This window comes from Sorangium sp. So ce204, assembly GCF_051526795.1.
Taxonomy (GTDB): Bacteria; Myxococcota_A; Polyangia; order Polyangiales; family Polyangiaceae; genus Sorangium; species Sorangium cellulosum_B.
In genome coordinates, this window is the sequence record NZ_CP150317.1 from 7,470,777 (window position 1) to 7,490,493 (window position 19,717).

The 19,717-nt window shown below is 70.2% G+C and carries 16 protein-coding genes; 8 read left to right on the forward strand and 8 right to left on the reverse strand.

The features are described from left to right. Nucleotides 1-96: 96 nt before the first annotated feature. Entirely contained in the window at nucleotides 97-1,341 is a 1,245-nt protein-coding gene (locus tag WMF22_RS27840; protein ID WP_437293030.1) for a serine/threonine-protein kinase, read from the forward strand. A 135-nt stretch (nucleotides 1,342-1,476) separates the two neighbouring features. On the opposite strand, the gene WMF22_RS27845 is transcribed toward WMF22_RS27840, so the two are convergent. From WMF22_RS27845 to WMF22_RS27875, 7 genes are all read right to left on the reverse strand, one after another. Continuing rightward, a complete protein-coding gene (locus WMF22_RS27845; protein WP_437293031.1) occupies nucleotides 1,477-2,460 on the reverse strand; it encodes a serine/threonine-protein kinase in 984 nt (327 codons plus the stop codon). A gap of 252 nt (nucleotides 2,461-2,712) precedes the next feature. Continuing rightward, nucleotides 2,713-3,000, reverse strand: a complete 288-nt coding sequence (locus WMF22_RS27850) for a hypothetical protein (RefSeq protein WP_438031733.1) — start codon at nucleotides 2,998-3,000, stop codon at nucleotides 2,713-2,715. Nucleotides 3,001-3,807: 807 nt separating this feature from the next. Then, a complete protein-coding gene (locus tag WMF22_RS27855) occupies nucleotides 3,808-4,446 on the reverse strand; it encodes a hypothetical protein (RefSeq protein WP_437293033.1) in 639 nt (212 codons plus the stop codon). Beyond that, nucleotides 4,443-5,093 (reverse strand): hypothetical protein, encoded by a 651-nt coding sequence (locus WMF22_RS27860; RefSeq protein ID WP_438031734.1) that lies wholly within the window; start codon nucleotides 5,091-5,093, stop codon nucleotides 4,443-4,445. Before WMF22_RS27860 ends, WMF22_RS27855 begins: the two co-directional genes overlap by 4 nt. Nucleotides 5,094-5,979: 886 nt before the next feature. Further along, nucleotides 5,980-7,569 (reverse strand): hypothetical protein, encoded by a 1,590-nt coding sequence (locus tag WMF22_RS27865; protein ID WP_438031735.1) that lies wholly within the window; start codon nucleotides 7,567-7,569, stop codon nucleotides 5,980-5,982. 36 nt (nucleotides 7,570-7,605) lie between these two features. Beyond that, nucleotides 7,606-9,180, reverse strand: coding sequence for a hypothetical protein (locus WMF22_RS27870; protein ID WP_438031736.1), 1,575 nt, complete (start codon nucleotides 9,178-9,180; stop codon nucleotides 7,606-7,608). A gap of 62 nt (nucleotides 9,181-9,242) precedes the next feature. Further along, nucleotides 9,243-10,334 carry a PEGA domain-containing protein gene (locus tag WMF22_RS27875; protein WP_437293037.1) on the reverse strand — a complete coding sequence of 364 codons (1,092 nt, stop codon included), beginning with the start codon at nucleotides 10,332-10,334 and terminating at the stop codon, nucleotides 9,243-9,245. Nucleotides 10,335-10,764: 430 nt separating this feature from the next. Between WMF22_RS27875 and WMF22_RS27880 the strand changes: the two genes are divergently transcribed. The 7 genes from WMF22_RS27880 (at nucleotide 10,765) to WMF22_RS27910 (ending at nucleotide 17,087) form a co-directional block, all read left to right on the forward strand. Then, nucleotides 10,765-11,772, forward strand: a complete 1,008-nt coding sequence (locus WMF22_RS27880; protein ID WP_438031737.1) for an RNA polymerase sigma factor — start codon at nucleotides 10,765-10,767, stop codon at nucleotides 11,770-11,772. 246 nt (nucleotides 11,773-12,018) lie between these two features. Further along, nucleotides 12,019-12,834 (forward strand): RNA polymerase sigma factor, encoded by an 816-nt coding sequence (locus WMF22_RS27885; protein WP_438037291.1) that lies wholly within the window; start codon nucleotides 12,019-12,021, stop codon nucleotides 12,832-12,834. 31 nt (nucleotides 12,835-12,865) lie between these two features. Then, nucleotides 12,866-13,156: a hypothetical protein gene (locus tag WMF22_RS27890; protein ID WP_437293039.1), complete on the forward strand. Its 291-nt coding sequence runs from the start codon at nucleotides 12,866-12,868 to the stop codon at nucleotides 13,154-13,156. A gap of 445 nt (nucleotides 13,157-13,601) precedes the next feature. Further along, nucleotides 13,602-14,315, forward strand: a complete 714-nt coding sequence (locus WMF22_RS27895) for a hypothetical protein (protein ID WP_438031738.1) — start codon at nucleotides 13,602-13,604, stop codon at nucleotides 14,313-14,315. A gap of 203 nt (nucleotides 14,316-14,518) precedes the next feature. Further along, nucleotides 14,519-15,502, forward strand: a complete 984-nt coding sequence (locus tag WMF22_RS27900; RefSeq protein WP_438031739.1) for a hypothetical protein — start codon at nucleotides 14,519-14,521, stop codon at nucleotides 15,500-15,502. 90 nt (nucleotides 15,503-15,592) lie between these two features. Then, the gene (locus WMF22_RS27905) at nucleotides 15,593-16,504 is read left to right on the forward strand and encodes a hypothetical protein (protein WP_438031740.1); all 912 of its coding nucleotides are present in this window, start codon (nucleotides 15,593-15,595) and stop codon (nucleotides 16,502-16,504) included. 139 nt (nucleotides 16,505-16,643) lie between these two features. Further along, nucleotides 16,644-17,087, forward strand: a complete 444-nt coding sequence (locus WMF22_RS27910) for a hypothetical protein (RefSeq protein WP_438031741.1) — start codon at nucleotides 16,644-16,646, stop codon at nucleotides 17,085-17,087. A 26-nt stretch (nucleotides 17,088-17,113) separates the two neighbouring features. On the opposite strand, the gene WMF22_RS27915 is transcribed toward WMF22_RS27910, so the two are convergent. Then, nucleotides 17,114-19,348, reverse strand: a complete 2,235-nt coding sequence (locus WMF22_RS27915) for a penicillin-binding protein 1A (RefSeq protein ID WP_438031742.1) — start codon at nucleotides 19,346-19,348, stop codon at nucleotides 17,114-17,116. Nucleotides 19,349-19,717 lie beyond the last annotated feature (369 nt).

Sequence of the window (19,717 nt, forward strand, 5' to 3'; positions counted from 1 at the left end):
TTTTTCCGTGCGATGCGTGGATTGAGCGTGATGTCCGCTCGGACGGCGGTGCGGTTCCTCCGCTCTCAGCACCTCTGTGCGTGTACACTCCCCGGCATGCCAGGGACAATCCCACCCAAGGAGCGCTCGAGCACCGACGACGTCACGGTGCCGATGCTCGGGAGACAACGCGACGCATCCGTCGTCGAGCTCACAAGCTCGGCGCTGGTGGAAGAAATCGAGACCGCGGCGCGGCCGTGGTCGGACGACGCACCGACGCTGGTGCGCTCAGACGACAGAGCGCCAGCGCTGATCGGGAGCTTGATCTCGGAGCGGTACCGCGTCCACGAGCTCATCGGGGAAGGCGGCATGGGCGCCGTGTACCGCGGCGAGCAGGTGCACCTCCGCAAGCAGGTCGCGATCAAAGTACTCCAGCCGGGCGCCCGGAACCTCCCCCAGATCGTGGCGCGGTTCGAGCGCGAGGCGATCGCGGGAGCGCATATCCAGCATCCGAACGTGGTCTCGGCAAGCGACTTCGGCCAGCTCGCGGATCGATCGCATTTTCTCGTCCTCGAGTATGTCGAGGGCACCCCGCTCCAGGACGTGATCGCCTCGGCGCCGCTCCCCGCGCGACGCGCGCTCCACATCGCGCGGCAGATCGCGTCGGCTCTGGAGGCGGTGCACGCGAAGGGGATCGTGCACCGCGACGTGAAGCCGCAGAACATCCTCCTCGGCGCCCGTGATCAGGTGAAGCTCATCGATTTCGGCCTCGCCAAGGTGAATGTGGAGCTCCTGTCCACCGAAAGCCGCGAGGCCGCGCTCAAAGGCCAGGACCTCACCGCCGCCGACCAGGTCCTCGGCACGCTCAGTTATCTCGCGCCGGAGGCCGTGCGCGGCATGGATGCCGTCGATGCTCGCGCAGATCTTTATGCGCTTGGAATCATCATGTACGAAATGCTGTCCGGGAGAAGCCCGTTCGACGCGAGCGACGGCCAATCTTCCTTCCGGAAGCGGCTCCTCGAAGATGCGCCCCCGCTCCGCCAGCGTGCTCCGGGATCGGGTATCCGCCCCGACGTGGAGGCGCTCGTGATGCGGCTCGTCCAGCGAGACCCGATCCAGCGCTATCCGACGGCTACGAATGTGATCGCGGCCATCGACGGGGCCATCGCGGCGATGGAGGGCGCGCCGAGGCAGCTCGAGCCGACCGTTGCGATGCAGCCCGGCGCTCCGGGGCGCCAGACGAGCGCGACACCGCTCGCGTCCAGGTGGACCTCGCCGGCGATGCGGCCGTGGCTCATCGCGTCCATCGTCGTATCGCTCTCGCTCAGCGTCGCGCTCTTGATCGCCATCCTGCTCAGCTGACAGAGACGTGGAAAGGCCACATCGAGGGAGCAGGCTCGTCGCTCGACGGCAGCTCCATGAGCCGCGTCGGTTCGGTCTCCCCGCCGCTGATGCGCGCCACGGCCGCGCACGGCGCCCTTCGCGAGGTGGGCTCCCTCAGCGACGAGGAAGCGGGGCCCCCGCCGGGATCCGCCCTTCCTCGACGGCCACGACGTACGGCGGCAGGCGGCCCGCACGCACCGCGCGGACGTCGGCGCGCATCGTCGCTGCGTCCGGGTAACGCTCGACCTTGTCGAACGCGAGGGCACGATCCACGACGTCGCACACCTCCGAGGGCACGTCCGGCGCGCACTGCGCGAGCGACGGCGCCCGCGCCGTCGCCGCGGCGATGAGCAGGCGCGCCTCGGCCACGTGGCCGTGGATCGCGCGACCGGAGAGCAGCCGAAACATCGTGGCGCCCAGGCCGAAGACGTCGGTCCGGCCGTCGATCTCGCGGACCATCCCCCTCGCCTGCTCCGGCGCCATGTACTCGCACGTGCCGAGCGCCACGCCCGTCTTCGTGGCCGTCTTCTCCGGCAGCTCCCCCATCCCGAAAGGAAGCGGATCGAGCACGCGGGCGATCCCGAAATCGAGCACCTTCACCCGCCCATCGCTCCCGATATGCAGGTTCTCGGGCTTGATGTCCCGGTGAACGACGCCGTGCGCGTGCGCCACGACCAGCACATCGAGGACCCGCTCGGCGAGCGCCAGCACATAGCCCACCGCGAGCGTCCCCACGCGGGCCATGTGGTCGAAGACCGTCTCGCCCTCGAGCACCTCCATCGCAAGGTAAGCGGCGCCGTCCTCCGCGATGCCCGACTCCAGCACGAGCGGCAACCCCTCGCAGAGCGGGCCGACAGCCGCCAGGGCGCTGCCGATCGGGCCCTCGCGCAGGAAGCGCTTCCGGAGCTCCTCGATCTGGCTCAGCGACGGGTGCAGGACCTTCACCGCCGCGACCTGGCCGTCAGCGCGCCGGCCAAGGAAGACGCTCGCCATCCCGCCGCCCCCGAGCACGCGCTCCACCGTCCAGGTCCCGATCTGGGTGCCGATACGCCGCGCCGCGAGCTCCTCGTCGTCCATCGAGCGGGCGGAGGGTACCATCCCGTTCACCAGGAGCGAGCGCGAAAGGCCACCAGCTCCGACGAGCTCACTCGACCGTGTGACATTGTCTACACCACGCTGAGCTCGTCCAAACGCCGTCACGCACGACCCCGCAGCGCACCGTGTCCGGCATCGACGGCTCCTCGGGCGGCGAACCTGGGGCAGCGGGAAGCGGCGCTCGCTTCCACCCGAGAGGCCGTCCCTTCTCCCGATCGGGCAGGGGAACCGGTCGCGGCGCTCCCGCGCGCGAACCTACCGCGAGAAGCGCATCATCTCGACGGAGAAGCCGTCGCTGCCTCGGTTCGCCTTGTCGCGCGTCTCGTCGAGCACATCCGCGATGCCGCCCAAACCCTCCGGGCCGATCTCGAACGTGACGCGATCCAGGGTGAGTTGCTCGTCATCGGCATACGCGATGCCAATCGAGGGCCCGCCGGAGCCCCCGCCGCCGTAGCCACCCGTGCCGCCCCAGCCGCCGTAGCCGCCTCGGCAGGCGTGTTCGCCGCCCAGGTCCGGCGCCCGCCCCGGCGGGCCTCCTTGCACGCCTTGCCCGCCCGTCCGGCCTTCACCCCCCTGCCTCCGGCGCCGCCCCGGCCCGTGATGACGCGCGTTTCCCGCAGGGCCAGTTTGCTGCCCGCGTGGGCGAAGATCGCGATGCTCGCGCCGCCCGCGCCGCAGCCGCGGCCGCCCGTGCCGCCGCAGCCGCCGCCGCCGCCCGAGCCGCCCGACGCGCCGCCCAGCGCCGCGTTGCCGCAGGCGCTCCGGCCGCCCGGCGCGCCGCCGCCCCCGCCCCCCTGGCCGGGCGCTCCCGTGCCGCTCTGGCGGCCGGGCACGCCTTCCCACCCGGCCTCGGTGAGGCGCCCCCCTGGCCGCCAGCGCCGGGCGCGTCCGGCGCACCGTCATCCCCACGACGGCCATCCGCGCACGGGGCGCCGTCCTTCGCGCCCACCCCGCCCAGGCCCGCATCCCTGGGGTTCGGGGGCGGCAGCGGCTTGCCGTCCTCGGCATCGCCACCACTGTCCTGGGTCCCGTCGCCCCCTTTGCCGCCCGTCGACACCAGGTCGCCGCACACGGTCGTCACGGCGGGCGCGCCGGCCACGGTTGCTGCCGAGCAAGCGTCCTTGCCGATCGCTCCGATCACCCCGTGGACAATCAGCGCGGGGAAGGAAATCCCAGAGGAAGGCGGTCCGACTGCTCATTTCCCTGGCTGTCTTGTCGTTCGGATCGCCTCCGCCGCCGAGCCCACCAGCGCCGGCTTCTCCGGAGGTCCAGGTAGCGCTCTCCGTGCGGTGAACGCTGCTGTTCACGCGTGCGGCGGCGACGCCTCCACGCGACACCTGGCCCTCAGAGTCAGTTTCCGGCCGGCTCATCAACATTTCCGCCGAGCATGCGCGTCACCCAAGGCGGCGGAGGCTTTCCACGTACTGAGATCTTTCCATCTGGCTCAAGCTCGATAGATGTCCCCCGGAAGATTGGGGGAATGGGTTGCCCGAATGCGGCAGCGTCCGAACGCGGCCCGGCAACTGGTCTGGAGTACCATCCGATCTGTCGATCAGGAAACTTTCGCCCAATAATCAGTCCGTCGCCGTCGGCCGGCCATTCATCGGGTTCATAGATGCCGATCGTTCCATCCGTGCGCCGGACGATCACAGCCTCGGCATCGCTCTCCAACAGCTCACGATTGCGCTTGACCTCTGGAGACTCAAATTCTTGAGGATTGGGGGTAGATGCGTCAGGGACGTCATGCGGCGCGGTCGCGGGAGCCCGTGTGCTGGTGGCCATGCAGATAGCCAGTTGCACCTTCGTGGAGGCAAGCTCAGTGCGTTCAGCGTTGCAGTCATGGACGGCGGGCGCCGTGTCAGGCGCGGGTGATGCGCTCGCGACCGTTTGGGCTCTAGGTGCATTGCGCGGCACTTCGTATCCGATGACGGCGCCGGCGATGCCGGCCATGAGTGCGAGCGCAAGGGCGATGTAGCGATGAATCGTCATGGTGCATCTCCCTGCTTCGGCTTGACCCTTCCGCCAACCATGCGCTGCACGACAGGATCAGCGGGCTCGCCATTTACCATGATCGTTCCGTCCGGCGCAGTCTCGATGATGGGCTCCATGAAATCGGACGACGCGGAGAAGATGTGGAATGCGGCAGGATCCGAACGTGGTCCGGCATCGGGCCCAGAATACCATCCAATGTCTCCACTTGGTAACTTTCTCGCGACGATTACTCCATCACCGTCGATGGGCCATTCGTCGGATCGATAGACACCGGTCCTCCCGTCATGGTGTTGCACGATCACGGCCTCGGGATAGGTCTTCAAGAGCTTGCGATTCCGCTGGATCTCCTCGGCTCTCGACCTGCGTTGCGGGTCTGTGGGTTCGGATAGCTCGGGAACGCCGGACGGTTCAGCCTCGAAAAAACGCGTATCGAATGCCATGCAGATAGCCAGTTGCGCTTTGGTCGATGCGACTTCGGCGCGTTCAGCCTTGCAGTTATGGCCGGCAGGCGTCGCGGCCGAAGGCGCGGATGATGTGCTCGGCGCCGCTTGGGCGTTTGGTGCATCGTGCGGCACGGCGCGTCCGATGAAGACGCCGACAACGCCGGCAATGAGTATGAGTGCAACCGAGCTACGAATTGTCATGGCGCATCTCACGGCTACAACGGACAGCCTGGGGGTACAGGCTGGCAAACTTCATGGTCCTGATTTGGCCACTCCTGGGGAATGATGCCAACCTGGCACGGCGTCACGAACGTGAATGGATCGGCTTGGGTGCACAGGTGAATGTCCTGGTTTAGTTGCTCCTGATAGAGACTCATTACCTTTAGCTCGAATAGGATCTCCAGCGTGTCAGCGCCGATGTCCGAGCACTCGGGCCTGAATGTGACGCTATCATAACCAGAGCAATATGCGGCGCAGAAGATGGGCGGGTCCGAATGACAGAAAGGCAGGCCCGAGTTTTGACTAGAAGCTCCGATGCCGGGAGTGCATTCCTTTCCTCCGATTGAGCAAAGAGCAAACATGAGCACCACAGCGCGCAAAACGAATCGCTTCATGCGAATCTCCTTTGGGGGGCAAGCTCACGTCCCGCGCCCCGCACGCGTGACGGGCGGCGATGCATGGCCCATGCGCGGGTCGCTCGCGTCCAGGGAAGCGGCGTTGCATCCGGACCCGACGCGGGCGCTGTCCTGGCGAGCGGCACCACGCCGCAGAACAGGCATGGTGAGTGATGTGAATCACAAAACGCAGATGGATCGCCTTGTCCGTTCCGAACTTGGCTATGGTTTTCTCGCTGAAGCGCGGCGTCAATAGTGATCTGGGACACGCAAATGTCCTTGCGATGCCATCCCGCCCCGTGCCCGTACTCCCAAAGTAGATTTGCGCTCCTGGGCGGAGTACGCGCGGCGCGCGCTCGCCGGAGTGCGTCGACGCCCCCAGGGCCGCGGCGTCCGCGCTGGTGACCGTCTGGACGGATCTCGGCGTCGTTGTCGAGGTGGCGACGGCAGCGCGCCTGGGCGCAGGTGGATCGCTATGGCGAGAAGCGCATCGTCTCGGCGGAGAAGCCGTCGCTGCCTCGGTTCGCCTTGTCGCGCGTCTCGTCGAACACATCCGCGATGCCGCCCAGGCCCCCTGGGCCGATCTCGAACGTGACGCGATCCAGGGTGAGCTGCTCGTCGTCGGCATAGGCGATGCCGATCGAGGGCCCGCCGGAGCCCCCGCCGCCGTAGCCGCCCTTGCCGCCCCAGCCGCCGTAGCCGCCTCGGCAGGCGTGTTCACCGAGCATGGGCGGATCCAGCCCCGGCGGGCCTCCTTGCACGCCTTGCCCGCCCATCTGGCCTTCGCCTCCCCGGCCACCGTAGCCGCCCCTGCCCGTAATGACGCGCGTTTCCCGGAGGGTCAGCTTGCTGCCCGCGTGGGCGAAGATCGCGATGCTCGCGCCGCCCCCGCCGCCGCCCTTGCCGCCCGTGCCGCCGCACCCGCCACCACCGCCCGAGCCGCCCGACGCGCCGCCCAGCGCCGCGTTGCCGCAGGCGCTCCGGCCGCCCGGCGCCCCGCCGCCGCCGCCGCCCCCCTGGCCGGGCGCTCCCGTGCCGCCCTGGCGGCCGGGCACGCCTTCCCACCCGGCCTCGGTGAGGCGTCCACCCTGGCCGGCTGCGCCTGGCGCGCCCGGCGCGCCGTCTTCTCCACGGCGGCCGTCATCGCACGTGGCGCCGTCCTTCGCGCCCAAGCCGCCCAGGCCCGTGTCCCCGGGATTCGGCGTCGGCAGCGGCTTGCCGTCCGCAGCATCGCCGCCGCGATCAGGATAGCCGTCGCCCCCTTTGCCGCCAGTCGAGACCAGATCGCCGCACACGGTCCTTACGGCGGGCGCGCCGGCCACCGTCGCTGCCGAGCAAGCGTCCCTGCCGATCGCGCCGATCTCCCCATACGATGCCGCTGGGGCAAAGTACCCCGCGTCCTCGCCGTCTTCGCCTTTCTCGGCACCGTCCGCCTGGATCACGCTCCGGAGCACCTCCACGACCGCGCCCGGCCGGAGCCTCATCGCGATAGACGAGAGGCCCAGCCCCAATCTCCACTCCTGCAGCACCTGGATGTCCACGATCGTCGATACGCCGTCGGTGGCCCCCTCGCCGTCGTCCTGCGCTGCCACCACGGTGATCGGGACGGCGTTGTCCAGCGGTGGTCGGAGCGTTACCAAGAAGTTGGTCATCCTTTCCGTGTGGTGCTTCCACCATGGCCTGGTCCCGAAGCAATCGTAGCCACCCAACAGGTCGATGCCGGAGGGCAGGGTGATGGCCTCGAAGTAATTCTCGTTGCAGACGATCACCCGCCCACGTGCACGCGGCGCGATCGCGATCGCATGGGCGAGCGTCTTCACCGGCTCCTCCTTCGTGCCGGGGTTGCCGTCGTCCCCCCAGACCGCGGTCACGAACACCCCGCAGCGGTCTAGCACGCGCCGTGCGGCGAGGCTCTCGAGACACGCCTCCTCCGAGGGCTCGGCCGAGGGGTCTGCGTCGCAGGTGCCACCCTCCGCGCACGGCGGGGTGGACGTCTCCGCTCCACACCCCAGGGCGGCCGGGGAGGACAGCAGAAGGACCCATGCAGCGGCTGTGAACTTCATGTTCTTCGCTTCCTGTTCATCCCCGCGTGAACCATCTCATTGGGGCGGCACGACCAGCTCGGGGAAGTCCCAGATCTGGGCAAACGTGCCGGGCTCCCCCCAGGCTTCTTCCATGGTCGGGTCGCCTCCGACGCCACCAGCACCGGCTTCTCCCCCGATCCAGCCTGCGCTCTCCGTGAAGTGGACGCTGCTGTCCACGCGCGCGATGGCGACGGAAACGCCCCCGAGCCCTCCGCCGCCGTAGCCGCCTTTGCCTCCATCGCCCCCGAGCCCACCCTCGCATGCGCGGTAGGCCGTGCCTACGATAGCTCCCTCCTGGCCCTCAGCCCCGCCTCGGCCACCGTCTTGCCCCCGCCCTCCGTTCCCGCCGCGACCCCCGTTGCCGGTGATGATGGCGGTCTTGTCCACCAGGACGTGCGCATGCAGGGCGATGATCCCGAAGCTACCGCCCCCGTAGCCGCCGCCTCGGCCGCCCCGCCCCCCGCAGCCGCCGCCCCCGCCCGAGCCGCCGGATGGTCCGCCTTGCGGATCCACAGGGCGGCACTGCCCGTTCGTTCCGACGCCGCCCCCGCCGCCGCCTCCCTGGCCGATCTTCCCGTTCTGGCCGTCCCGCCCCGAGAAACCCTGCCAGCCGCGCGCGCTGATGCTTCCGTACTTGAGCCGGTCGTCCACGCCCGTCCCGCCGCCGACCCCGTGCGCGCCGGCCTCCCCAGCGCCGCCCTTCTCGCCGGATGTGCAGGTCATCGGCCCGCCCGTTCCCCCTTCGCCGTCCTCCATCGAGCCAGGCCCCGGTGCCACGCCGGCCGCCGGTGCGCCTGGCTCGCCCTCGCCGCCCGCAGCGACGTCGCCGTCGCCGCCCGCGCCGCCGATGGACGTCGTCCCGTCCTCGCACACAGTCATCGCCGGCGGAGCGCCCTCGGTCCAGTCCGCCAGGCACCCGGGCGCGCCCGGGTGGCCAGGGGCCCCATCCGGCGCCCGCCATGCCTGCGGAGCGCTCTCGCCATCCGCCCCATCCGCGCCGTTCCCCGCCAGGATCTCGCTCGACACCACGTCCACCGCGGCGCCCTCCCGCACGATCATCCCGATGGCCGACCCGCTCGGCCGCGTCGCGTCCGCCGCCACGAGCCGCACGCCGAACACCGCCGACGTCATGCTCTCCTCGCGCGCCTCCACGACGAGCGGCACCCGCTCCGGTCCCGGCGCGATCTCGGTGAGGCGGTCCTTGCCGCCCCAGGTCCACGCCGCCGTGGCGCAGTCCCGGCCGCCCCAGATCGCGACGCCCGACGGCAGCGTGACCGCCTCCTCGAAGTCCTCCGCGCACGCGTACACCCGCCGCGTCCCCCCGGGCTTCGATGCCTGCTCCACCGCGCGCTGCAGCGTCCTGACGGGCGCTTCCCTCGTCCCGTCGCTCGCGTCGTCCCCGCGCCGCGCGACGAACACCCCGCACCCGTCCTTCGCCGGGCTCGTCGCGGGATCGCCGTCACACGGCGACGCCGGCAGGACGGGCGGCATCTCGCCGGGAAGCGGATGGCACGTGAACGTCCTCGCGCAATCCTCGGCATAATAACACCCGGCGCCCCCCGCGGCGCTCGCGCAGCCGAGCGCGATCATCGCGATCGAACGCAGCCTTCCTCGACGTCGCCCCCCGCGCATCCCCATCGCTCCGCTTCGCCTCACCACACGCCCTGAAGGACGAACCCGGCCTGCATTCCCGTCGTGCTCGGCACCACCTTCACGCGCCCGCGGACCGGCGTCTCGTCGAGGATCCACTTCTCTGCAAGGAAGGAGCCCGCCGTCGCGATCCCGAACACCGCGCCAGTCGCCAGCGCCACGTTGCCAAGCGTGGCGAACAGATCCCGCTCCGCCACGTCGTCGCGGATCTCCACACACGCCGAGGGCGCGTTCGGCCACCAGCATGTCGTCGGCGTCCAGCCTTGCCGGCGGAGCGCCACCTCGCGCTCGGCGGCATCGTCATCGATCACATGGGCCCGCAGCAGGAACACCGTGCCGGCCGCCACCGCGGCCGTCGCCAGCACCGCGCCCCCGATCCGCAGCTCTGTCAGCGGAAGCGCCCGCCGCGCTGCCGGAGGAGGCGACGGGGCCGCCGGCCGCGCCGGGCCGGCGCCTGCCGCCCCCGGCGCGCCGCGCTCCGGCGCGCGAGGCAGCTTCAGGGTCAGCGAGCTGGTCTTGCCCGCCTGCCCGTCGAACGCGCCCACCGCCTCGCCGTGGCCGTCCAGCCGCGCCCGCACGGTGTGCTGCCCCGGCTCCAGGAACAGCTCGTACGTCGGCGCCCGTCGACCCAGCGCCTTGCCATCGACGAAGACCTCGGCGTCCGGTGGACTCACACCCAGGTAGAGCGTCACCACCCGGCGCTCGGCCTTCAACAATCCTTCTTCGGCCCGCTCCGCCAGCGGGCTGCGGAGCGCGCCGCGGTGTCTCAAGCTCTGCGCCAGGTGGTCTGCCGCGTCTCGATAGCTGCCCAGCGCGAGCTCGCACAGGCCGAGCTCCGCGGCGATCTCGGCGCGCTCCGCGTCGGTCGTCCACGCCGCGTCGGCCGCCTTCAGCGCCGCCTCGTACGCCGCCTCGGCCTCGCCCCATCGCCTGGCGTCGCGCGCCTGCCGAGCGCGGCGCAGCAGATCCTCCGCGGTCGATGTCTCCTGCGGCCCCGCAAGCCCATGGGGAGCCTGCGCGCTCGCCACGCCCTCCAGCACCGCGACGACGCCGAGAAAGACGCACGGCAAGACGGAGAGGAGCGCATGGCGCACGCCACGCTGGATACTCCTGCACGCAAGCCCATGTCAACGCGCAGGTTCCCCCACGACCGCCGAGCCGCCTCGTAGTTTCGCCTCGTGGTCCAGTGAGCTCACGATGATCAGAAATCGTCCTCAAGCCACCGGATGCACGAGAATTTCAGCAATGATGATGCAATGCGTGGCTCCGCTCGGAGCGCCTTGGGGACGGAACGAGCATCGCACCCACGCCTGCTCGGCATCCGTTGAGATCCGAAGCGGGCGGAGGTGTGGCGGCGGAGGAGACCTCACCGAGCGCCGGCTCGTCTCTTCGGGATCGCCCGCCGTGGAGCCACTCGCCGCGCCTCTTGCGAGGGCTCGGTCGATTTTTTGACCGTCGGGCCGGGCTAGGATCGTCTGCTGGAGCGTGGACCGACCAACGCCGACCTGCCCTGTACCCGCCCGCGTGAGATCGCTCATCAGCTACGCTGGCGTGCCCGAGCGGGACCGCGATGACGTCGCGCAAGACGCGATGGTGCGGCTCTGGGAGCGGCGGGAGCAGGCCCGATCGGCAAGGAACCCGAGCGCGTGGTGCGACAGCGTCGTCCTGAACACGGCCCGCGATCACCGGCGGGCGTCGCGCAGGCGCGAGGAAGCGCTCACGGGCCTCGACGAGGCGGCGCTCTGCGACGAGCGAGAGAGCCCCGAGGATCACGCCATCGCTCGCCAGGAGGCGGCGCTGGTGCGGCAGCTCATCGAGAAGATCGGCGAGCGGTGCCGCGGGGTTTTCATCGCGTGCGAGCTCCTGGAGCGGCCGATCGCCGACGTCGCCCGAGAGCAGGAGATCCCGCTGGAGACGGCACGAAGTCGGCTGCGCCGGGCCTGGGAGGAGTTCGAAGAGGCGGCGGCCCGCTGGGAAGCGAGGCAACGAGGCCGCGGCGCTCGCCGGCTGCGCGCCGCGCTGTTCCCGCCCTGGCTCCTGGAGCGGTGTTCCTGGCGGCGAGGCGCTCCCGCGCGCTGGATGGCCCGAGGCTTCGCCGTCGCCTGCGCCGCGGCGCTCGGCGCGCTGGCCGTGGGCCCGATGGAGCCCGTCGAGCCTCTCCGCCCCTGCTTGACCCCCCTGCTCTCCAGGAGGACGACCGAGCCAGCGACCGGACAGGCCGCGCGGGACCCCGCCCAGCCGGCGCGCGTGAGCGGTGCGCTGGACGGGGCGGTGATGGCCCCTCCGGCGCTGGATGGGGTGGTGACGGCCGGTGCCGTCCCCGCCACGCCGACAGGCTGGCGAGCGGCGCAGCGCCGCCCGAGGATCAGCTCCCGCGAGCAGGAGCTGATCGCCCGCGCACGGACGGCCATGGCGGCCGGTGATGTCGTGTCGCTCGTCGAGGCGCGACGCCTGCTGGAGGAGCACGGGCGGAGATTCCCGCGCGGTCGCCTGGCGGGTGAACGCGAGGCGCAGCTGGCCGGGCTCAGGTGATGACCGCGCCATAGGCATCGCTGCGCACACGACGTGCGCCTTCGTCACGGAGGCGGCGCTGGACCACCGTGGTTCGCGGCCTTCGTCGTAGCGGATTGAGCGCCTCCTGAGAGGGCGTCGCGCGCCGAGCGACGCCCGCAGAGGAGCGATCGTGTCCGCGCGCGGACGAGCGTTCGCGCGGAGCATTCACGTTTCACCTGGAGGCGAGCCATGGAGCTCCTGGCGCTGCCCTCGCGAGGGGTGATGATGCATTCCATCAGAACACACGTCTTCGCCGAGGGGGCGGCTCCTCCGTCGCGGCACGACAGGTCGGTTCGTTCGAGCGCATCCGGCGCGCCTCGCACCGCGCAGCGGACGGCGGCGCAGCCGGGACCCCGGAGGAACGAGGTGAAGCCTGCCACGAGCCCGTCTCGGGCTCATGCGTTCCAATGCCTCCTTCAGGGAGAAACGATTCGGCGCGTTCGCCGGTGGCTCGCGCGGCTCCGTGTGCCCGAGCGCGATCGGCACGACCTGAGCCAGGATGTCTTCCTGGCGGCTGTCATGAGCTTCGGCAACTATGACCCCTCGCGTGGCCCGATCGGGCGGTGGCTGAACGGCCTCGCGGTGAACCTGGCTGCACGTTACCACGCGAAGGCTTCTCGGCGGCACGAGGTCATCACGGATCCCGTGGAGCTGAGCGAGGCCGGCGAGAGCGCGACCGCCCTCGAGCTCCTGCTCACAGCGGAGCGGCGGCGCCTGCTGAGATCACTCGTCCGGGAGCTGCCGTTCGAGCTGCGTTCGGTGCTGGTCCAGCGCGACCTCTACGAGATCCCCATGAGAGACATCGCCGAGACGAGAGACGTGCCCCTCAGCACGGCGTACAAGTGGCGCACGAGAGCGCTCCACGGCGCGCAGGAAGCGCTCGCGAGGCGCCTCGCTGCGGAGGAGGAGCGCACCACGAAGCCTCGGGTTCACACGCGACCGGGTGGCAAGGTGAAGCAGCGAGAGAAAGAGCAGCCTCGCGAAACCGGACCGGATTGCCGGCAGGCAGCTGGGCAGCCCCGGGAAACCGGATCCGGTTAGCGGCAGGCAGCTGGACAGGCTCGCGCTGCTCGTGCACGCCTACGATCAGACACGCCGGGCCATCGCCTACCTCCGCTGGAACGAGGGGGACGCCGACACGATCGCGCCGTCGCTGTACAAGGGCCGCGGCGGTCGCGCCGCGTCGTCGAGCGATACCGCCGAGGCGCCGGAGGACGGCGCCCCTGCTGGCCCGCCGGCGTCGCCGGGCGCCGCGCCTCCGGTCGTGCCGCGGGACACGGCGGCACCGGCGGTGTCCGGCGCTGCACCGCCCGGCGCGGCGGTGTCCGGCCCAGCGCCCAACGGCGCGTCGCCTGTCGCCTAGTACGACAGCGGTCTCCGCCCCCCTCTGCACCATCCAGAGCCGCAGCAGAGCGGCGGTCCCCCGCACAGGAGACACCGCCGGCGGGCGGCCGAGCTGCCGATTGTTGAGCCGTCGACGAGCGGCGATGCGACTGCTCCTTCAGACAATCCCTGCATGGGGGGCGATGTGCGCTCATGTACCTGCGATTTGCGTTGCCGCCAGCGTGCCTGACGTTGTGCTTTGCGCCCGTATACCTGGCCACGATGGCGGCCAGCACGGCGGGGTAGCGGCTACCGTGAGGACGAACAACGGTGTCACTCTTGCGCAAGCGGTGTTGTGCCGTTGATGGCCTCGCGAAGGCGTGCGAGCGCGCTTGAGCCCGTTCGCCATGGGCGCACCTGCGCTGCAACACCGGTGCTACGCACATTGACCGCGACTCACGCAGTCGTGTAGCTGTTCCTTGTCGATGCAGATCACCCTCGCCAGAGCCAGGCTGCAGGTCGCGCTGTTCGCCTTGTTGGCGGCCGTCGCGAGCGCCGGGCTCGCCGTCGAGGTGCTCAAGCCGATCCTCAATTTGAGGAGCCGCAGCGGCGTCGTCCCGCTGCTCTCGCTGAGCTACGAGCAGAACGTGCCCACGTGGTACACATCGTGTCTGCTGTTCACGTGCGCTCTCACCCTCGCGGCGATCGCCGCCGGTGCCCGCCGCGAGGGCCGGTTCGTGAAGCACTGGTGGGGGCTCGCCGCCGCGTTCCTCTACATCTCGTTCGACGAGGTCGTGCAGATCCATGAAGCGGCGAGCTCCTGGTTCGATCTGGGTGGGGTCCTCTACTTCAGCTGGGTGATCCCGGCGGCCGTCGTGGTGGCGGCGTTCGCGGTCGCGTACCTCAGGTTCCTCGCGCACCTCCCGCGCGGCACCAGGAACCGGTTCTTGCTCTCGGGCTGCATCTATGTCACCGGCGCGCTCGTCCTCGAGCTGCCGCTCGGGTACTGGACCGAACAGGCCGGGAGCAACAACCTCGTCTATGGGCTCATCGATTTCGTCGAGGAGTCGATGGAGATGCTCGGCGTGAATCTCTTCCTGCTCTCGCTCGTCGACCATCTCGGCGTGCAGGGGTGGACGATCGGCTTCTCGCAGGCAGCTCCGGAGCCGCGGCCCGCGGCGGTCGAGCGTGCGGCATGAGCGCCCGAGCCGAGCCCGCGTCTCCTGCGCTCCTCGCCTCACCGGGCAGCGAAGCGTACATCGTCAGCCGCTGGTACGACTGGGCGTTCTTCCTGCTCCCGCGTCGCCCTGCTGCACTTCTGGTACGACGGTTTCATCTGGTCCGTGACGCGCAAGCAGGTGTGAGGCGATCAAGCCTTCAAGGTGTCGCCAGAGAGGGTTGTATGCGAATCCAACGTTGTCTCCGCTCCGTGCTCTTCTCGCTCGCGGTCGCCTCCATGGCGCTCGCCTCGCCTGCCTGCAGCAAGCCGCCGCAGATCACGGCGGAGAGCATCGAGGACAACTGGGCGCTGACGGAGCAGCACGAGCCCGGCTCGGTCGTCATGACGGTAGCCCCGGATGGGAAGGTGACGGCGCTCGTCAAGGACCGCGATGGCAAGCCCATCGAGGAGGGCGTGTCGGGCAACCTCACGGTCAAGGTGCCTGGCAAGGAGGGAGCCCCCGCGACGGCAGAGCTCGTGCCGGAGCCCAAGGCGGGGGGAGTCCTGGTCGCCAAGATCCCGCCGCTCGAGGACGAGCTCACGGAGGTCGGCTACGAGCTCAAGGTCAAGGGTGAGCCGTTCAAGGGGGCGCTGCACGTGCCGCGCGGCGGAACCCGGGAGCTCCAGGAGAGCGCGAAGGAGAACCAGGCGCTCAAGGTCGAGGGGAAGAAGGGGCCGAACGGGGGCGTGCTCCAGCCCGTCGGGGACGACATCGTGGAGATCGTCGCGGACAAGGCGACGGGCGACGTGCGCGTGTACGTGCTGGATCTCGACCTCAAGCCGGTCCCGATCGGCCAGCGCGAGATCAAGCTCGCGATCCAGACGGCGTCGGGCCCGGACGTGCTCGTGCTCGCGCCCGGCCCCGATCGGCTCTACTTCACGGGCAAGCTGAAGGTGAAGGTCAACCCGACCAAGATCACGGTGGTGCTCAAGGACGGCGGGCGCACGCACGTGGTCCTCTGCAACTACCACCCACGCTCGGTGATCGTGGTCGGCGCGAGCGCGCCCGTGATCGGCATCCTGGTGGCCACCACGTGGGCCGTGAAGGTCAACGTCAAGCCGACCGTGGTGGTGCACGACGACGATGACGACGACGGCCGCCGGGTCATCGTCGTCCGCAAGGGAAAGGGCAAGTGGAAGGGCAAGGGCAAATGGCGCTGGAAGTGATGATGAAAGCGCGCCGCGCCGCGGCCCGCTTCACGATCCACGTTCCCGCGATCACGCAGTGAAGGTCTTCACCCGGAGGGACATCTCGCCATGACTGGCCAAAACGACGCATGTGAGGAGAAAGCTGGCTTCGGCGGCACGATCCCGTCGCGCGCCCTCTCTGCACGACGAGCCCTGTTCGCGCTCGCGTGCATCGGCTCCGTCAGCTGCGGCGGTGATGACGCGACGGGAACCCCGGATGATGTCGACGTCGCGGCGGGCGCCACGGCGATCGTGGCGATCGTCAACCCGGTGGTGAACACGCCCCACACGACGGGAGTTCCCGACGAGCTCGGGGACGCGCGCGATGGGCTCACGGTGACCGCCAGGCCGGGCGACAGCGACGTCACAGCGGACGGCGTCGCGGTCGTGGGCGTGGCGCCCGGCGGCATCGAGCTCGATGTCTCGGGAGCCAGCCTCGCGCATACGGTCCAGGCAGAGGGCGATGTCGTGGATGCGCCTGTCGCGTTCTCCGGGTCGGCTGCGGCCTTCTTCGACAACACGCCCATCCGCTACGCTGTCAGCGAGGCATCGGGCGCCATCTTCCTCGATCCGTCGGTGCCCCTGGCAGACATCGAAGGTCACCTGGCCGAGGACGATCGGGTCGTCGTGCTGCGCCCGGGTACGTACGTCGGCAGCATCACGATCACCGGGAAGGGCACGCTCCTCTACGGCGAGGATTTCCTCGATCGCGCGGTGGTCATCGACGGCAGCGTCACGGCGGCAGGCGAAGAGGTACGGCTGCGAGGCCTGACGATCACGGGCGATCTCACGTCGAGAGGCAACAATTTCGGGATCAGCTTCTCGCTCGTCCGGGGCAATGTCAGCATCACGGGCAACGCGGGGGCGTTCGTACGAAACGTGTTTTGTAGTGAGACGGTGGTGCCGTCGAGCAACGCGACGCTGCTCGACAACTACGGTGTCGCGCCGCTGGAAGCTCTGCCACCCGTCGTGTGCGACTGACCGCGGCAACGCGGCCCGCGGCCCCGAGTTGACCAGGACTCCAGATGACCACACGACGCGAGGAGCTCGCCGCTCCACCAAAGCTCGGGGGACGCCGTCGGTTCCGCCCCTGCATTCATCCACCCCGATCGGAGGACCCATGCGCCAGCACATTCGTACCCACCACGTAGTCGCTCTGTCGCTCCTCGCCCTCCTCTGGGGCGGAATCGCCGCATGCGGCGATGACCCCGCCGACGACTGCACGGTCGGCGATCCCAACGAGGGCCCGACGTGCGAGTGCAACGGCGCCGAATGCATTTGCCCCTCGTCCGGCGACTGCGCGATCTTCTGCACCGCCGAGTGCGGTCTCCAGTGCGCCGGCTCCGGGAGCTGCGACTTCGACTGCGGCCCTGACTGCGACGTCGCCTGCACCGGCTCGGGCAACTGTACGCTCACGGTCGGCCATGGCTCGACCGTGGACTGCACCGGGTCGGGCGACTGTGATGTGGTCTGCAAGGGCGACTGCGACGTGCGGTGCCCCGGCTCGGGAGACTGCGTGGTCCACTGCGAGCCCGGCGCGGTGTGTACGACAGACGGGGTGTAGCAGGCAGCCCCCGAGCTGACCGAGGCTCAAAATGGCCACATGATGCGGGGTACCTCGCCGCTCGACGGAAGCTCGGCGTACGCCGCCGGCTCGGTGCCTGCAAGGAACACCTCCTCGATCGCCCCCGCGGCGCCCGGCAGCGCGAGTTGACCGGTCGTCGCGTCGATCAGCACGCGCACGAGCCCGTCCGGCGGCGCGGCGAAGTCGGTGCGCGGTCTCGCCTTGTGTGCGTCCTGCATGAACGCGATGAAGGCCGGCAGGGAGGTCGCGCCGCCCGTCTCGCCGGCGCCGAGCGGGACGGCGTCATCGTAGCCCGTCCAGACGGCGCACGCGATGTCGGTCGAGTAACCCACGAACCACGCGTCTTTCGCGGCGTTCGAGGTGCCCGTCTTGCCCGCGACCGGCGTGCTCATGGATCGCGCGCGCTTGGCTGTCCCCGAGTCGACGACGGAACGCAGGAGGCTCGTCGTGATGTACGCCTCGGCTTCGCCCATCACCCGGCGCGCCGGCGCCGCGGCGGGCAGCGGCAGCGGCTGGCCGCCCGGGCCGATGATGCTGCGAATGAGCGCTGGATCGCGGTACGTGCCGCCCGCGGCGAACACGTTGAACGCACCGACCATCTCGAACGGCGTCACCTCGTATGCGCCGAGCGCCAACGACAGGTCCGCGCCGAGCTTCGACGTGACTCCGAGCGATCGCGCCCACTCGGCGACCTTGGCCGGCCCGAGCCGATCGAGGACCCATACGGCGGCAACATTGACGCTCTGGGCGAACGCTTCGCGCAGCCGGCGCGGCGCCTGTCCGTCGCTCTCGTCGTAGTTGTCGGGCCTGTATTTCCCGCCGAGCGCGGCTGGATCGGTCTCGAGGATGGACGCCGCGGAGAATGCCCGCGTCTGGATCCCGTAGCTGTACACGATCGCCTTGAACGTCGATGCAGGCTGGCGGCGCGCCGACCTTGCCCGGTTGAGGGCGCCGCGCACCGCGTCGTAGCCGCCGACGACCGCGAGCACCTCGGCCGTCCGGACGTCGAGGGCGACGAGCGCGCTCTGGGGCCCGAGCGCGAGTTCCAGCCGTCCGCTGCGCGGGTCGCCGCCGACAAAGGTGACGCGCACGACCTTGCCGATCTCGGCGAACTGGCTCGGGGGCAGGTTGCGTGGATTGTAGCGCGCCGCTCGCTCCAGCTTCACGACGCCCTGCGCCGTGCCCACGCGCACGGTGAGCGTGCCCGCCGCGTCGTCGGCCTTCGTGACCACGCCGTGGTAGACGCGCTCGCTGCCCTGCGTGGGAGCTCCTTCGAAGGGGGCCGGATCTCCCTTGCCACGCTTCAGCGGGGCGATGAGCCCGCGGCGCGCGGCGTACGCGTCGAGATTGCTGCGCACCGCCGCTCTCGCGGCCCTCTGCAGCGCCGGATCGATCGTGGTCGTCACGGTGTACCCGCCACGGTTGGCCTGCGGGCCGACCGCGGCGACCAGCGCGCGCTCGACCTCGGCGACGACCTCGGGCGCCAGCTCGGAAGCGTGTTCCGGCGGGGGAGCCAGGGCGATCTTCTGGCGAGCGGCGGCGTCCACGTCGGCGCGCGATACGAACTTTTTGTCGCCCAGCTGCTGGAGCACGTAGCTGCGCCGCTCCTCGGCGCGGGCGAGGTCCACGCGCGGAGAGTAGATGCTGGGCCCCTTGACCAGGCCTGCGAGCAGGGCCGCTTCGGCGAGCTGCACGTCTCGAACGCTCTTCCCGAAGTAGTACCGCGCGGCTTCCTCGACGCCGTAACGCCCGTGCCCGAAATAGATGTCGTTGAGATAAAGCTCCAGGATCTCGTCCTTCGTGAGCTCCTGTTCGATGCGGCGCGCGAGGATGAGCTCACGGATCTTGCGCGCGAAGGTGCGCTCCGGCGTGAGGAGCACGTTCTTGATCACCTGCTGGGTGATCGTGCTGCCTCCCTGGCGGGCCTGCGCGGACCGCAGGTTCACGAGGAGCGCCCGCAGGATGCCGAGGTAGTTCAGCCCCTCGTGCTTGTAGAAGTTCGCGTCCTCCGCGGCCAGAACGGCGAGCCTCATGCTCGCCGGCACCGCCGAGATCGGGACGACGGTGCGTCGCTCGACGAAGAGCTCCGCGAGCGGTGTCCCGTCGCGCGCGAGGATGCGCGTGACCTCCGGCGGACGATAGCTCCTCAGCTCCGAGGTCCGCGGCAGGTCGTGGCCGTAGTACCAGAGGAGCCCCGCAAACATCAGCAGACCGAGGCCCAGCAGCGTCGAAGCGGCCATCGCGATGCGCCACGCCCATCGCCGCAAGCGTCGTTTCCACTGGACCTTTCGCGGGCGCGGATGTCCCTGCTCCCGCGCCCGGCGGGCCGCCACGGCGCGCTCGATCGCGCTCGACAGAGCACCCAGCGCCGATGCGATCCGACCAGCGGCCCTCGCGAGCCGCCGCGCCGGCAGCGCGCCTTGTACGGCCGGCTGGGCGGAGGCATCGGCCGGCGACGACCGTGCGGCGCCGCCCCCGGGCGGCGGCGACCACGGTAGCGTCGGTCGCTCCGGTCCGGCCTGGCGAGCCCCCTCTTCGGGGATCGGCGGGGTGGCCTGCGGCGAGCGCACCCAGAGCTGTGTCGCGGGCTCCCCCACCGCCGCTTCGTC